Source organism: Pseudoalteromonas sp. SM9913 (assembly GCF_000184065.1).
GTDB lineage: Bacteria > Pseudomonadota > Gammaproteobacteria > Enterobacterales > Alteromonadaceae > Pseudoalteromonas > Pseudoalteromonas tetraodonis.
In genome coordinates this window covers 1,600,185-1,615,350 of the sequence record NC_014803.1, presented here as the reverse complement: position 1 = coordinate 1,615,350, position 15,166 = coordinate 1,600,185, and the positions used below count along the sequence as shown (strand labels likewise).

Sequence of the window (15,166 nt, the reverse complement as noted above, 5' to 3'; positions counted from 1 at the left end):
CCTCATTCCCAGTGCCAATGGCGCTGAGTTACCCAAAATCCCTCGCAAGAGGGATTTTTTTTGCCTTTATTTTAGCTTTTGCACTATAGTGAGAATTTAACGCACCACTTAGGTGAATTCGCCCTAATAAAAAAATTAAATAACTGATATAGTTAACTTTTATTTTTGGTTTAATAATTGCCTGTAATAAGGTGATTGAAATAACTTTATATTGGATACCATGCAAACACCTATTCGCGGCCTTCGCTCTTTTTGTTTTGCCGCAAAAAGCTTAAGTTTTAAACATGCCGCCAAAGAGCTGTATTTAACGCCATCGGCGGTCAGCCATCAAATAAAGCAGCTAGAAGAGCAGCTGGGCATTGATTTATTTCAAAGGCAAACCCGTTCCATAAGCTTAACGCCAGCTGGAAAAAACTTTTTTGAAGCGATTTACCCCATTATAAATATGCTGGAAAGCACCATTACCGAATTTAGTCAGTTACAACAAAATGTAAATTTAACCATTACCCTGCCCGAGTTTTTTGCCAGTGAATTGCTAATGCCAAAACTGAGTGAGTGGACGAGTGAGCATCCTAATATTAATTTACACATGGACACCCTTAAAACGCGCAAAGAGCTGACTCGCCAAAGTGATTTATCAATCATTTTATCTTCAAGTAAACCGCTTGATGGGCTGGCTACTGAGTTATTTAATTTAGAATATATTCCAGCGTGTAATAAAAAGCTGCTCGATCAGTGGCAAAACGATCACTGCCAGGCGCTCAATCAAGTGCCGCTTATTGTGCATAAAGCACGGCCTTGGGCATGGCATCAATGGGCTGAAAAAGTCGGTATTGATGACTTTTCCCCTGCACAAATTATTCAAATAGATAGTATGTTTGGCGTTGCACGCGCTGCACAGCAAGGTATGGGCATCGCGCTTATTCCTTTACCAATAAGCCAAAGCTGGCTGGATGAGCAATGGCTTTACAAACTGTTTGAGCAACCACTAACAACAAAAGACAAATATTATTTAGTTCAGCATGGCTCAAGTACCGCTAATCACCCTCTCGATTTGTTTGCAAAATGGGTGATTAACACCTTTAGGCAAACTAAATAGCACATTCAATTAAGCGCTCCTTGTTGAGCGCTTTTTAGCTAATTTTAAAGTGTGCAACTTTTATTTTTAAAATCCCCCTACCGAAAAACAAAAAAAGCGCTTATTTATCAGCGCTTTATTTATTGAAAAAATCTAAAACCCCATAAGTTAGTTTTTTTCACTTATTAGTTTTGTTTTTATCGCTTGTCGAAATTGAGTAAAAGCTCTAAAGTTAACTCAACCAAACGGCAACACGCTAAAAAATATAAAACGTGTTACCAAAATCAGATTTCATTAGTTTGTAACAACGAGCTAGTAAAAAAGAATCTTTATTGTGTGTGAAGATGTTGTCAGTGTAAAAAACAGCTCAAGTTCGGTGGTGACTTAGCTTGAGTTGTTTTTATTTTTACCCTTACACCCGCCAATAAACTTAAGAATCTTTATTGTGTGTGAAGATGTTGTCAGTGTAAAAAACAACTCAAGTCCGGTGGTGACTGAGCTTGGGTTGTTTTTATTTTCATTCTCATCAACAACAATAAGCCAGAGTTAGTTTTGTACTAATACAACCCCCCCGAATCTTTATTGTGTGTGAAGATGTTGTCAATTGAAATGCAGCGACCGTTAAGTATCTACTTAATCATCGCTGCTTTTTTTTGCTTAAAATTTACTGTTTTCTGGCTACAAATTCTAAAACAGTCGCATTAATACAATATCTATCTTGCCCTCTAGGCCCCTCACCCGGAAATAAATGCCCTAAGTGAATACCGGTACTTTTAGACTTAAGCTCAATGCGCTGCATTCCCCAGCTATTATCTTCATGTTGGGTTACACTGTCTTTTATTGGGTGGGTAAATGAAAGCCAACCGGTGCCTGAGTTAAATCTATCGCGGGTATCAAATAATGGCTCACCGCTTAGTTTATCAATAAAGATGCCATCGGGCGTGTTTTTAAAAATAGCATATTCTTTGCAGTAAGGGCTGTCGGTTTTAGCATTAAAAGCCACCTTATAAGCTTCACTGTTGCCAAGCTTAAACGCACCTAATGCTTTATAAAATTGCTCTGGGTTCATGTAGCCTTGGCGAGAATAGACCTCAACCCCATTTTCTAAAAATAATATGGTAGGTGTAGCCCATGTCGCCGATTTAATCGTTAACCCATCAAGCTGATCAGCATGGCGGAAAGTCATTGGAATTGTGCCTTTATAATCATTGGCAACGGCCGCTTTAAACTTTTCGCAGTAAGGGCAATAACTTTGCGAGTCTAAAATAACAATCTGTTTGCCATTTAATAATGCAGTATTATCTACCTTCGGTTTATCACTTTGAGTAAATACAACACCGGTTGAATGATCAGGGCAATAGCCGTTTGGATTTTTTTCAAGGTAATTTTGATGATACTCTTCAGCCGAATAAAAGCGCTCAAGTGGCTTTATTTGCGTCACTATTTTTCCATAATCGGCTTTACTTAATAATTGCTGATACTCACTCGTGACCGCTTTTGCGATGCTCGCTTGCTGATCGGTAGTGGTTAAAATAATAGAGCGATATTGCGTGCCTACATCATTACCTTGACGATTCTTTTGCGTTGGATCGTGGCTCTCATAGTAATTTTGCAACAACTCTCTTGCTGAAATAATATTACTATTAAAAGTAACCTGCACCACTTCGGCGTAATTATCTTCATCAAAGCGACGGGATAACTTAGTGATATTTCTATAGGTTGGCTTAAACCCCCGGCCATCGGCGTAACCCGATTCAGCGTCTAACACACCATTAAGTGCTTCGTAGCGTTTTTCTGCACCCCAAAAACAGCCCGAACCCAGCACTATTTTTTCAACATGCATGGTTGCATCTAAATCAGTTGGTTTGATTATTTCATCTGACGATATAGCACTCATTGCACTTAGTAAGCCCACAATGGCAAACGCCGATAGTATTACCCGCTTAAACATACGATGACCTCTTAGTTTTAGTTACTCTAGGGTCTGTTGACCTTTCAAGGTTAAATTTGCAGCAGTTTGTTTGGTGTTTAGGCAAGGCAGAGCCTATGTGGTGTGGTTATTCCCCATAAATAGGCGATAACGGAGCATCAATGCCAAACAGGCGCTGCCCTTCGGGTTCTGCCTAGGAGCGATTTTAATCCGCAAAGGTCAACAGACCCTAAAGCAGACCTGTAAACTCAAGAATAAATTTCACACGCAATAAAACTTTACGAAGACGGGAATTTAATCGATCCGAGTTTGTCTATTAATATCGTAATAGCACAACGACTGTGATAGCTTAAATACAAACAATATTAATAAGTTATCTGTATGAGCACTTTGCCAAGTATAAAAATATTAACAAATTCTAGTCTGCTTTTTGATGTTTCTCACTACAGCGAACAACACATACTTGCGACGCAAAAAAAACTCTGGGCGCTGTCACAGTATTGTAAAAACACCAATGAGTTTATAGATTTAGTCCCCGGGATGAACTCATTAACCTTGTATTTAAAATCAGCCAGTAATTTACATCAATGGCAAAACACCTTAACAAAACTATGGGATGAGGTTGATGATTACGCCTTTGAAAGTCAGCATCATAAAATAGACACCTATTACCAAGGTGAGGATTTAAACTATGTGGCTAATTATCACAAGCTAACAATAGATGAGGTAATTAATTTACACAGTAAAGAAATTTACCATGTGTTGTTTTTAGGTTTTGTGCCCGGTTTTCCTTATTTACATGGGCTCAATTCTCAACTGTTTACCCCAAGGCGTGATAACCCACGAGTCAGTGTTCCTAAAGGCGCGATTGCGATTGGGGCAGACCAAACAGGCATTTATCCTGAAAACTCACCTGGTGGCTGGCATATTATTGCTCATACTGATGCCTGTTTATTTGATGCAACCGCCTCAAACCCTTGTTTATTTAAACCCGGTGACACCCTTGAATTTGTGCCTGTTAAAAGGAGTAAACAATGATTAAAGTAATCAAACCCGGTATACAGCTTACAATCCAAGATTTAGGCCGTGTGGGTTTTCGTCATTTAGGGGTTAGCCGCTCGGGTAGCTTAGACGCCTATGCGCACATTATTGCCAATCGCTTAGTAAATAATCACGATAACGATGCCGTACTTGAACTCACCGTTGGGTTATGTGAATTGCAATTTGAGTGCGATACCGTCATTGCTCTGCATGGAGCCGACTTAAACGCTAAACTTGACGCTCAAGCCGTTTACCCCGGGTGGAGTTATCCGGTAAAAGCAAAACAAACACTTAAATTTGATACAGGACGCGGTGGCTCCAGAGCTTACATTGCTGTAAAAGGTGGAATTGAATGCCCTGAAGTTATGGGTTCTAAATCAACCGACTTAGGGGCAGCCATTGGTGGTTTTAATGGCCGAGCATTACAAAGCGACGATATTATAAAAATAACCCCATATACTCAGCCTTGGCTATGCAATAAAGGTGCATTAACACCGCCTAAACGAAAAGTTATTCGGCTACATCAAGGCCCACATCATGAACTACTTACACCTGAGTGTATAAACGCTTTCTGTACCACCTCATTTACTATTAACCCGAATAGTAATCGAATGGGAGTACGCTTAGATCATAATAATAGCCAAATAATGCAACACTCGCTCTCACTGCACTCACTCGCGGTAGCACCGGGAAGCGTGCAACTCCCACCTGATGGCAACCCAATTGTGCTGTTAAATGATGCACAAACAACGGGGGGCTACCCATTGATAGGCCATGTAATAGAGGCGGATTTACATCAGTTTGCTCAGTTTAGAACCGCCGATTCTATTACTTTTGAGTTTGTAACGCTTGAACAAGCAACCGCGGCAAAAAGTAAACTCGATGCGCATCTATCTCAGCTTAAACTGAGTTTAAATCGCTATTGGGCTAATTAACATAGTACGATAACGCTGTTTTCTTAATGATTATATTTGCACCCACTTGGTGCAAATATAAATTTACATCAGCATGAAACGCTAAACCCTGCCGGTTTTAAATCAAAAATTGTACAATCCGTTGCTATCATACTATTAACCTCACCATATTGGTGCACCAGCAACATGTTTGGTGCATAAATTATTCTTATTAATTTAAAAAAGCCGTGTGACTTAGTTATTTATTTCTGATAAAACAAGGTTAGTCTTTAGCAAACTCGCTATCGTAGGCACTTAATAGGAATGAGGAAAAATTATGTGTTCAATTTTTGGTGTACTCGATATTAAATCGGATCCCAGCCAGTTACGCACTCAGGCAATCGAAATGTCTAAACTGTTACGTCATCGTGGGCCAGATTGGTCTGGTGTGTATTCATCTGATAAAGCAATTTTAGTGCATGAGCGCTTAGCCATTGTTGGCGTATCAAGCGGTGCTCAACCCCTTTACAACCCAGAAAAAACCCATATTTTAGCGGTTAATGGCGAAATTTATAACCACAAAGAGCTGGCCGCTAACTTAGAGATCGACTTTGATTTTCAAACCCAGTCAGATTGTGAAGTGATTTTAGCCCTGTATAAACAAAAAGGGCCGGCATTTTTAGATGACTTAAATGGTATTTTTGCTTTTTGTTTATATGATGAAGAGCAAGACGCATACTTAATTGGTCGCGATCACATTGGTATTATTCCACTGTACACAGGTCACGATGAGCACGGTAACTTTTATGTAGCGTCAGAGCTCAAAGCGCTCTCACCTATTTGTAAGCACATTGAAGAGTTTCCGCCGGGGCATTACCTTTACAGCAAAGACGGCAAATTAACCCCTTACTATCAACGTGATTGGCAAAGCTTCGACGCTGTTAAAAACAACGATGCCAAAGCAGAAGATGTAAAAGATGCATTGGAAGCGGCGGTTAAGCGCCAGCTTATGTGTGACGTACCCTATGGCGTATTGCTATCGGGTGGCTTAGATTCATCGGTTATTTCCGCTATTACCCAGCGCTTTGCTGCAAAACGTATTGAAGATAACGATGAAAGTGATGCTTGGTGGCCTAAACTGCATTCCTTTTCGGTGGGTTTAGAAGGCTCCCCCGATTTAGCCGCAGCGCAAAAAGTAGCTGATATGATTGGAACAATTCACCACCCTATTATCTTTACTATTCAACAAGGTATTGATGCACTTAAAGAAGTGATTTACCACATTGAAACTTACGATGTAACCACCATTCGTGCATCAACCCCAATGTACTTAATGGCCCGTCAAATTAAAGCCATGGGTATAAAAATGGTGCTCTCAGGTGAAGGTGCAGATGAATTATTTGGCGGTTATTTATATTTTCATAAAGCGCCTAATGCACAAGAGTTTCATGAAGAGCTGAACCGTAAAGTTTCAAAGCTCCATATGTTTGACTGTTTACGTGCCAATAAATCAATGGCGGCTTGGGGTGTGGAAGCACGCGTACCATTTTTAGATAAAGAGTTTGTTGATGTGGCAATGCGCATTAACCCTGAAGCTAAAATGTGTAAAGACGGCAAAATTGAAAAACACATTTTACGTGCAGGCTTCGACGGCTACCTCCCAGATGAAGTGTTATGGCGTCAAAAAGAGCAATTCTCTGATGGCGTTGGCTACAGCTGGATAGATACCTTAAAAGAGTTTGTTAATGAGCAAGTAACGGATCAAGAATTGGCGAATGCCAAATTTAAATACCCAATTAACACGCCAGACTCTAAAGAAGCGTATTTTTACCGCAGTATTTTTGAGTCGCACTTCCCAGGCGATGCCTCGGCTAAGTGTGTACCACATGGTAAATCAGTTGCGTGTTCAACCCCAGAAGCACTTGCATGGGATGCATCATTTCAAAATAATGCCGATCCATCAGGGCGCGCTGCGGGCGTTCATAACGAAGCGTACAAATAAAAATTTAACCATCCTAAGCTGCAGTGTTAAAGCTGCAGCTTTTTTTGGTGTCTTTGTGCGTAATTTTCTTAAAATGCTTATTGCACTGAGAGAAGTGAATGAGAAGAAAATGAGAAAGTAAAAGCCATTCTGCCTCATCATTTTTGTTTAATTATGTGGTTTTGTTACTTCTCTAAAGGCTCAGCGTCACTTTATCCTCTTTGTGAGTTAAGCTGTTAATCGTCAAAATAAACGAGGAAGCCAAATTAGTTTAAACCGCAAAATAAATAAGCCACTTTTTTATAAAAACTACTTTAACATCGCTATTTTCATTGCTGATTCTATTAACCTCCCCTTGGCTAAAAATCCAAAGCTATAAAAATGTAATTAAAAAGTCATAAAAAAGCCCATTTAACAAATTACTCTTAGTTTTAAAAATCAGAGTACGCTTTTAGCGTATCCAATTAAGTGATTTATCTGTTTATACGCCCTATTAATATGAACATTCATTAACTTAGCTTTTGCATTCATTGCTATTTACGACTATAAAATAAAGTGCTAACGCGTTAGTTTTCATTTTCTTAGCGACCAGACATGTACAATAAAAAGACAAAGTCAGCTCAAAATTTTAGCAAAGTGTTAATTCTTTCGTATTTAATATTTAACTCCCCTAGCAGTAAAGGTATGATGGGCAATTAAATTAGTTAGTCTTCTAATTATTCGTGTTATTAGCTTTGGCAAAGAATCTAATAAGACGAATACAGTGAACTATAAAAAACTGGCATTAAGCCAGCCTGTTTCATTAACCAATGAGGTATTGCATGAGCGAGAATCATGACAAGTACAGTATTGACAATACGGACTACACCGTAGGTCAAGACAACGTGCAAAAATGGGGGTTTGATATACATAACCCTGTATTCGGAATAAGTGCAGGGTTAATAGCGCTGTTTTTAATTGCCGTATTAGTATCTGATGCCGAAGTAGCTAAAACGACGCTAGATGGTATTAAAACCGATATTATTAATAATTTTGACGGCCTGTTTATGTGGGCTGCTAACTTCTTTGTTATTTTTTGTTTAGTTTTAATTTTTTCGCCTTACGGCAATATCCGTTTAGGCGGCGACGATGCTAAACCATCTCACTCTCGTATTTCTTGGCTGGCAATGTTATTTGCAGCAGGTATGGGTATTGGCTTAATGTTTTGGGGAGTTGCTGAACCGGTGGCTTATTACACCGGCTGGTATGAAACACCGCTTAATGTGGCTGCCAACACCCCAGAAGCAGCAAAGCTTGCAATGGGCGCAACTATGTTCCACTGGGGTCTTCATCCTTGGGCCATTTATGCAGTTGTCGCGCTTTCTTTAGCGTTTTTCACATACAATAAAGGCTTACCGCTTTCTATACGCTCAATTTTTTACCCTATTTTAGGTGATAAAGCATGGGGCTGGCCGGGGCATATAATCGATATTTTAGCTGTGCTTGCGACCTTATTTGGTTTGGCAACGTCTTTAGGATTAGGTGCTCAACAAGCTTCAGCGGGTATTAACCACGTATTTGGCCTTGAAGGTGGCGTAGGTTCACAAATTCTGGTTATTACAGGGGTGACGTTATTAGCCATTGTCTCAGTTATTCGAGGCATTGATGGTGGCGTTAAGCTACTAAGTAATGTCAATATGCTTATTGCTTTAGTGCTACTGGTATTTGTATGTTTAGTTGGTTTTGCTGTATCTATGGGTAATATACCAAACACGGTAATGGGCTATGTAGAAAACATTATTCCGTTAAGTAACCCACATGGTCGTGAAGATGAAACATGGATGCATGGATGGACAGTATTTTATTGGGCTTGGTGGATTTCGTGGTCACCGTTTGTAGGTATGTTTATTGCCCGTGTTTCACGTGGTCGTACAATTCGTGAGTTTTTAACCGCTGTACTACTTATTCCTACAGCAGTCACTATCTTATGGATGTCTATTTATGGCGGCATCGCAATTGACCAAGTAGTTAATGGAATTGGTGCCCTAGGAACTGACGGTTTAACAAGTGTGCCTATGGCGATGTTCCAAATGCTTGATGAAATGCCAATGGCAAACGTTTTATCTTTCATTGCTATTGTTTTAGTACTGGTATTCTTTATTACTTCTTCTGATTCAGGGTCACTTGTAATCGATTCAATCACAGCAGGTGGTAAGATTGATGCGCCGGTACCACAGCGTATTTTTTGGGCGTCTGTTGAGGGTGCTATCGCTGCTGCATTACTTTGGATTGGTGGCACTCAAGCGATTGAAGCACTGCAAGCGGGGGCTATATCAACCGGTCTGCCATTTACCATTGTATTGTTATTGATGTGTGTAAGCTTAATTTTAGGTTTACGAACTGAGCCTCGCCCAGTTAAATAACACATTCCATAATAAAAAAGCCGCAAATTGCGGCTTTTTTTGTGCTCTATTTTTAACAGTAATGCTTCAATAGCTAAAGCCAAATTTCACTCACTGGCGTGTCTGATCTATAGTGGTAACTCAGCTGCGCTTGCAGCAGCTCGGCAGTGGCTAGTGCATCAGTAAGCGCATTATGGTTTTGATACAGTGGCAATGAATAACGCTCCCGTGTATCACTTAACCTAAGTGATCCTAGCTTTGAATTAAACAGCCTGCCTAATAACCCCTGCCGCGCTTTAAGCGCCCGCCTTTCTATTTCCATCGTATCAACTAGTGCAAACTCTATGCCCTCTTTTATACGCATAAGTAGCGCGTTATAAAAAAAATGACGTTCTATTGCAGCATAATGTACCACCACCACTTTGCCTTTAAGGGCATCAAGCAGTGGCGCTAAAATTCGATTAAGATCAGGGGCTTCATCCACTTCTGAATGAGTAATTCCATGAATAACGATTGACTCTTCACTTAAATCTCGTCGTGGTTGCACCACCCAGTGACGGCTCTCTTTACAATAAATACGATTTACATTAAAAGGCACCAGCCCCACACTAACAATATCATCGCTATTCGCATCAAGGCCGGTTGTTTCAAAGTCGAGCGCCACAAAAGGGACATCTTTAAGTGGAGCAGCCTGATTGGTAAACGCTTGTTGATAAAAGTCTTTAAGTAACGGGTTTTGCGCAGTTTGCAATAACTGCTCGTAGCGCTGTGACCAATCTAACGGTGATTTAGCCATAACTTATTTCACACCCGGGTGCGCAGAATAGCTAAATTTTAAAAAGCTTTGCGCTTTTTCTAAAATAGCAAAGGCTTCTTTTAAATTACTTTGCTCAAAGGGTGAAAGTAAATGGGGGTCTAGATCGTTATCTGGGGCTTCACCCTGCTCTATTTGCCACGCCTGATGACGAATACGTACTGTGGCAATATACTCAAACGCATCACGTAAATCTTGTGCTTTACCTTTAGGCAGTAAATTTGCCTCTATAATATCTTCTAAGCGCTCAAAGGAGTTTTGTTTACGTGAGCCAACCGCTAAGGCGTGCACGCGCACCACATCAGATAGCGGCGCCGTACCACGGCATTTTAAGTTCATTGACCGCTTATGCTGGCCATTATGCTCAAGCACAAAACCGTTAAAGAATCCTAGTGGCGGCGTTCTATTGCGGGCATTGGCAGCAAGGTTCGCTAAAAAGCGTTTGTTTACTTTGCTTTCTTTGGCCACCAGCGTTTTAAGCTCATCGGCCCATTTTAGCTTGCCCCATACACCATCTAAGTCAAAAAATATCGAACTATTAAGTAGTGCTTGCGGTTTCGGCTCGGCCATCCAACTAGCAAATTTTTCTTTCCATTGTGTACGGGTCATACGCCATTTTTTAAACGACGCCATAATTTCACCGTCACAATAGGTATAGCCACATTTAGCTAAACCATCACACACAAAATCTGATAGGTTTTGAAAATACTCATCGTGCAGTGCCTCATCAAAACTATTATCCAAAATGAGAGCATTATCTTGATCAGTCACAATTAGCTGCTCGTCGCGGGCCATTGAGCCTAAGGCTATAAAACAATAAGGAATAGGCGGCTCGCCAAATTTTTCTTCGGCCAGTGCTAACAAACGCTGTTTAAAGGTACGGCCTATGACCGCCATAGCGGTTCCTATCATATGCGAATTTGCATCTTCATTAACCATACGTACAAATACATTAGGTAATTGGCGCGCGTAATGAACTAAGTCATCAACTGATTGCTGCGCTAAAATACCGCGTACTAACAGTAAGCTACTTTGTGATTCATAACGTAAAATGTCAGACAGCGATATTACCCCAATAGGTCGTTTTTTATGTACCACAGGTAAATGATGTAAGTTATCTCTTAGCATGGCTAATACGGCTTCAAACACATAGGCGTTGCTATCAAGTAGTACTAAGCTTGATGTCATTACTTCTTTGGCGGGTGTATCATATGTTAACCCTTGGGCAACCACCTTAGTGCGAATATCTCTGTCGGTTATGATCCCAACAACTTGACCGTCGTCTTCTTCTGGATCGTCGCTTATTTGTTTTTCTATGTCGGTAACTAACACTGAAGAGACCGATTCTTGCGTCATTAAAAATGCGACGTCTTGAATAGCAGTTTGCATTGTTACTGTGACCACATCACGGTGTAATAATGACTTTACTTTCGCGGTGGTTAAATCATTGCTGTCGGCTTGCTCTACAATGGCTTGGTGCAAACGTACGTTACCATCCACTTCAAAAAAATCGGCAAAGGTTTCGTATTTATCGCAATATTCGTTGAAGGTATTAACGTTAATACAATAGGTTAAGGTGTCTTCTAGGGCACGAGCCGGAAAGCGCACTTTGCGGTTCATCAATAGGCCCATTTGGCCAAAAATGCCGCCTGTGGCTAAACGATTATAGAGCTCGCCATTACGACGTGAAATTTCAACCGAGCCACTACGAATAATATATAAGTCACTAATATCTTGGCCTAAATGTAAAATATCAGTTTGCGCACGAAAATAAGCAACTTCAATTTGCATTGCTAGTTCGTTTAGTGCCTCGCTCTCAAGCGTATCAAAAGGGGGGTGTTCAACTAAAAATTGGGCTATTTCAACTTGCTCGGCCTGCATAGGTGATCCTTGTGGCTTTAATCTAGTTGAATTGTGGGCTTAATTGGCTATTTTTTCAAAGAAAAATAGCCAATTAGCGTAATTAGTTAGTCAAGTTGCTCCAGCTCTTGGGCTAATTGCTTTGACTCATCGCCACGAGGACTGGTAAAGCGGGCTAATCCTAAATAAATCACCGGTGTTAAGTAAAGCGTAAACAATACCGCTAAGGCTAGTCCACCAAATACCACCCAACCAATGGCATTACGTGCTTCTGCTCCGGCACCTGTTGACATAATTAGGGGTAACGCACCTAGTAAGGTCGATATTAAGGTCATGGTGATTGGTCTTAAACGTACCAATGCAGCTTGTTCAACCGCTTTTCGAACACTCAGCCCCTGATCTCTTAATTGATCAGCAAACTCGACTAATAAAATCGCATTTTTAGCGATTAACCCAATTAACATCACTAGGCCTATTTGCGAGTAAATATTCAGTGAGGTACCGGTTAAATACAGCGCTAAAATGGCCGATGTAATCCCAAATGGTACAGTGATCATTACCACGATTGCACTGTTAACATTTTCAAATTGCGCCGCAAGTACTAAAAACACAATTAAAAATGCCAATACGTAGGTCATTAATACTTCGTTGGAGGTTTCTTCAAATGTCAGTGCTTCCCCTTTAAACGCAAGGGTAATACCTGCTGGTAATGATTGCTCAGACACTTGCTTTATTTGCTCCACTAAGGTGGCAATTGTTAAGCCTTCAGGCAGCTCCATACTGAGCTCTATGGCACGGCGCTGAGCATGACGCTCAAGCTCGGCAGCAACCCCTTCCTCTGAAATGTTAGCGACACTACTGAGCGGTACCAATTGATTATTACGAGCTCTAATAAACAAGTTTGCTAAATCACTTGGGTCGTTAATAGTTTGATTTTGTGCCTGTAGCATAATAGGAATAGATTGATCGCCAATGTTTAAATCAGCGATATCGTCACCATTAATAGCGGCTCTTAACGTAATTGCGATATCACTTAAAGACACGCCAAGTTCTTCTGCGCGTCGTCTGTCAATATTAACACGCAATTGCGGCTGCGATGGCTGATACGATACTCTTACCGGCGCAACCTCTGGCACGGCTTTTTCAAGATCAGCTGAAAACTGCTGTGCAGCCTTAAATATTTCAAGGTAATCTTGTCCCAGTAAAGCGATTTCTATGCCGCCACCTTGGCCACGTAAATTTAAGCTATTTGCACCACCAGGGTAAGCAGGTGCACCAGGGATGTTACCTAAAGGCTGGCGAATTTTATTAATAATTTCTTGTTGGCTAAAGTTACGTTCATCCCAATGCTTTAATGGCACAGTAATAAACACAATATTGGGATCCCATTGCCCAACCACAGTGTAAATAGACTCAATTTCACCACTTTCAACGAAAGGCAGTAAGGTATCTTCCATTTTAATGGCTTGTCTATCCATAAAATTTAAGCCTACGCCATCAGGTCCGCGGGCAAATATTCTAATTTTACCGCGGTCTTCAGTAGGGAGCAGTTCGTTATCTAAACTCATATACAAAGCACCCGAACCGCCTGCAACTAATAAACAAACAATAAAGGTAACCCACGCATGATCCAGTACTTTATGAATTGTTTTGGTATAAATATTGGCAAGCACGTTACCAAATTTCGCAAAGGGATGAAAACCACCTTGCTTAAGCTTTAGTTTAGAGGTGAGCGCCGGCACTAACGATAACGCAACAAAGCTAGATATAATTACCGCACCAGCTAGTACGCCACCAAACTCCCTAAATAAACGCCCTGCTGTAGAGGGTAAAAATGCGATGGGTACAAACACAGCCGCTAATACTGCAGTGGTGGCAATAACGGCAAAAAATACTTCACGGGTACCAACAACCGCTGCGGCACGCCTTCCAAGGCCTAACCCTCGCTGGCGTTGAATATTTTCACTCACTACAATTGCATCATCAACAATTAATCCTGTCGCTAATACCAGTGCTAATAAGGTTAAAATATTAATTGAAAACCCAAGTGCCCATATCAGAGCTAATGAACCTATAAGCGCAACAGGAATGGCAAATGCTGGGACTAATGTTGCACGCCATGAACCAATAAACACCCATAAGGTGATGATCACTAGCAGTACCGTTAGAACCAATGAGTTAATCACTTCATCTACTGAGCTTCTAATAAACTGCGCATCATCTGATGTTAGCGTAAACTCCATCTCAGGAAAGCGCTCACGCATTCCCTCTATAAGGTTGAGTACTTCATCAGAAATTTCGATGGTGTTGGACTGTGCTTGGCGAATAATTTCCATACCAATAACAGGTTTACCATTAAGTCTTACCATAGAGCGCGGATCGGCTGGGCCAAAATATACCGCGGCGATATCGCTAATACGGGTATCGCCCTGAATTATAATATCGCCCACCTGTGCGGGGGTAACAGACGTTGCATCAGCGCGCACTATTATTTGCTGATCGTTTGATTTTAAACTCCCTGCAGGCACATCAAAGGGGGCTTGTCTGAGTACATCGGCAACATCTGGAATCGTTAAGTTAAAACTGCTGAGCTTTAATGGATCAATGCGAACCCTGAGCACACGTTCTCTATCGCCGTTTAATCGTACGTCGGCAACGCCAGGAATAGTTAAAAACTGCGGCGCTAAGTCAACATCAACCCGCTCTGTTAAAGCCTCTAACGATAAGCTTTCACTTGATACTGTTAATGAAACCACCGCTTCAGCGTCGTTATCAGCCTTAATAATAGAAACGCGCTCTACCTCTTCAGGGAGCTCTCTTTGCACTCGAGCAACGGACTCACGCGTTTCATTCGCGGCGTCGTCAAGATTAACACCCGGTCTAAATTCAACCACAATGCGTGAATTACCTTCTTCACTTTGTGCACGAATCGATTTAACACCGCTCACGCGGGCCACGGCACCTTCAAGTTTACTGGTAACTTCGGTATCAACGGTTTCAGGTGAACCACCAGGGAACGAGGCTGATACAGTAATACGGGGTCTGTCTACATCTGGAAGCTCTCGAACTTCTACGCCAGCTATGGCGGCAATTCCGGCAATAATAATCAGTAAATTCAGTACCACAATAAGCACTGGGCGGCGAATAGCCATTGATGGCAAGTCTTGCATCATAGGTTGCTGTTTCAT

9 protein-coding genes are annotated in these 15,166 nt (G+C 41.1%); 5 read left to right on the top strand and 4 right to left on the bottom strand.

The genetic code is table 11. The features are described from left to right. Nucleotides 1–220: 220 nt before the first annotated feature. Nucleotides 221–1,099 (top strand): LysR family transcriptional regulator, encoded by an 879-nt coding sequence (locus tag PSM_RS07325; RefSeq protein WP_013464894.1) that lies wholly within the window; start codon nt 221–223, stop codon nt 1,097–1,099. A gap of 643 nt (nt 1,100–1,742) precedes the next feature. On the opposite strand, the gene msrA is transcribed toward PSM_RS07325, so the two are convergent. Then, nucleotides 1,743–3,029: a peptide-methionine (S)-S-oxide reductase MsrA gene (msrA, locus tag PSM_RS07320; RefSeq protein ID WP_013464892.1), complete on the bottom strand. Its 1,287-nt coding sequence runs from the start codon at nt 3,027–3,029 to the stop codon at nt 1,743–1,745. A gap of 360 nt (nt 3,030–3,389) precedes the next feature. Between msrA and pxpB the strand changes: the two genes are divergently transcribed. The 4 genes from pxpB to PSM_RS07300 all read left to right on the top strand — a co-directional run bounded on the left by pxpB (nt 3,390) and on the right by PSM_RS07300 (nt 9,325). After that, nucleotides 3,390–4,046, top strand: coding sequence for a 5-oxoprolinase subunit PxpB (gene pxpB / locus PSM_RS07315; protein WP_013464891.1), 657 nt, complete (start codon nt 3,390–3,392; stop codon nt 4,044–4,046). After that, nucleotides 4,043–4,984: a biotin-dependent carboxyltransferase family protein gene (locus PSM_RS07310; protein WP_013464890.1), complete on the top strand. Its 942-nt coding sequence runs from the start codon at nt 4,043–4,045 to the stop codon at nt 4,982–4,984. Before pxpB ends, PSM_RS07310 begins: the two co-directional genes overlap by 4 nt. A 295-nt stretch (nt 4,985–5,279) precedes the next feature. Further along, the gene (gene asnB / locus PSM_RS07305; protein ID WP_013464888.1) at nt 5,280–6,944 is read left to right on the top strand and encodes an asparagine synthase B; all 1,665 of its coding nucleotides are present in this window, start codon (nt 5,280–5,282) and stop codon (nt 6,942–6,944) included. Nucleotides 6,945–7,744: 800 nt separating this feature from the next. Continuing rightward, the gene (locus PSM_RS07300) at nt 7,745–9,325 is read left to right on the top strand and encodes a BCCT family transporter (RefSeq protein ID WP_013464887.1); all 1,581 of its coding nucleotides are present in this window, start codon (nt 7,745–7,747) and stop codon (nt 9,323–9,325) included. 73 nt (nt 9,326–9,398) lie between these two features. On the opposite strand, the gene PSM_RS07295 is transcribed toward PSM_RS07300, so the two are convergent. The 3 genes from PSM_RS07295 to PSM_RS07285 all read right to left on the bottom strand — a co-directional run bounded on the left by PSM_RS07295 (nt 9,399) and on the right by PSM_RS07285 (nt 15,166). Continuing rightward, on the bottom strand, nt 9,399–10,100 hold the full coding sequence (locus PSM_RS07295) for a 3'-5' exonuclease (protein ID WP_013464886.1): 702 nt from the start codon (nt 10,098–10,100) through the stop codon (nt 9,399–9,401). A gap of 3 nt (nt 10,101–10,103) precedes the next feature. Next, entirely contained in the window at nt 10,104–11,999 is a 1,896-nt protein-coding gene (locus PSM_RS07290) for a DUF294 nucleotidyltransferase-like domain-containing protein (protein WP_013464885.1), read from the bottom strand. A gap of 86 nt (nt 12,000–12,085) precedes the next feature. Continuing rightward, entirely contained in the window at nt 12,086–15,166 is a 3,081-nt protein-coding gene (locus PSM_RS07285; RefSeq protein WP_013464884.1) for an efflux RND transporter permease subunit, read from the bottom strand.

Coding starts and splice junctions, on each gene's coding strand:
- PSM_RS07325 (WP_013464894.1), top strand. CDS start 221: ATGCAAACACCTATTCGCGGCCTTCGCTCTTTTTGTTTTGCCGCAAAA.
- msrA (WP_013464892.1), bottom strand. CDS start 3,029: ATGTTTAAGCGGGTAATACTATCGGCGTTTGCCATTGTGGGCTTACTA.
- pxpB (WP_013464891.1), top strand. CDS start 3,390: ATGAGCACTTTGCCAAGTATAAAAATATTAACAAATTCTAGTCTGCTT.
- PSM_RS07310 (WP_013464890.1), top strand. CDS start 4,043: ATGATTAAAGTAATCAAACCCGGTATACAGCTTACAATCCAAGATTTA.
- asnB (WP_013464888.1), top strand. CDS start 5,280: ATGTGTTCAATTTTTGGTGTACTCGATATTAAATCGGATCCCAGCCAG.
- PSM_RS07300 (WP_013464887.1), top strand. CDS start 7,745: ATGAGCGAGAATCATGACAAGTACAGTATTGACAATACGGACTACACC.
- PSM_RS07295 (WP_013464886.1), bottom strand. CDS start 10,100: ATGGCTAAATCACCGTTAGATTGGTCACAGCGCTACGAGCAGTTATTG.
- PSM_RS07290 (WP_013464885.1), bottom strand. CDS start 11,999: ATGCAGGCCGAGCAAGTTGAAATAGCCCAATTTTTAGTTGAACACCCC.
- PSM_RS07285 (WP_013464884.1), bottom strand. CDS start 15,166: ATGAAACAGCAACCTATGATGCAAGACTTGCCATCAATGGCTATTCGC.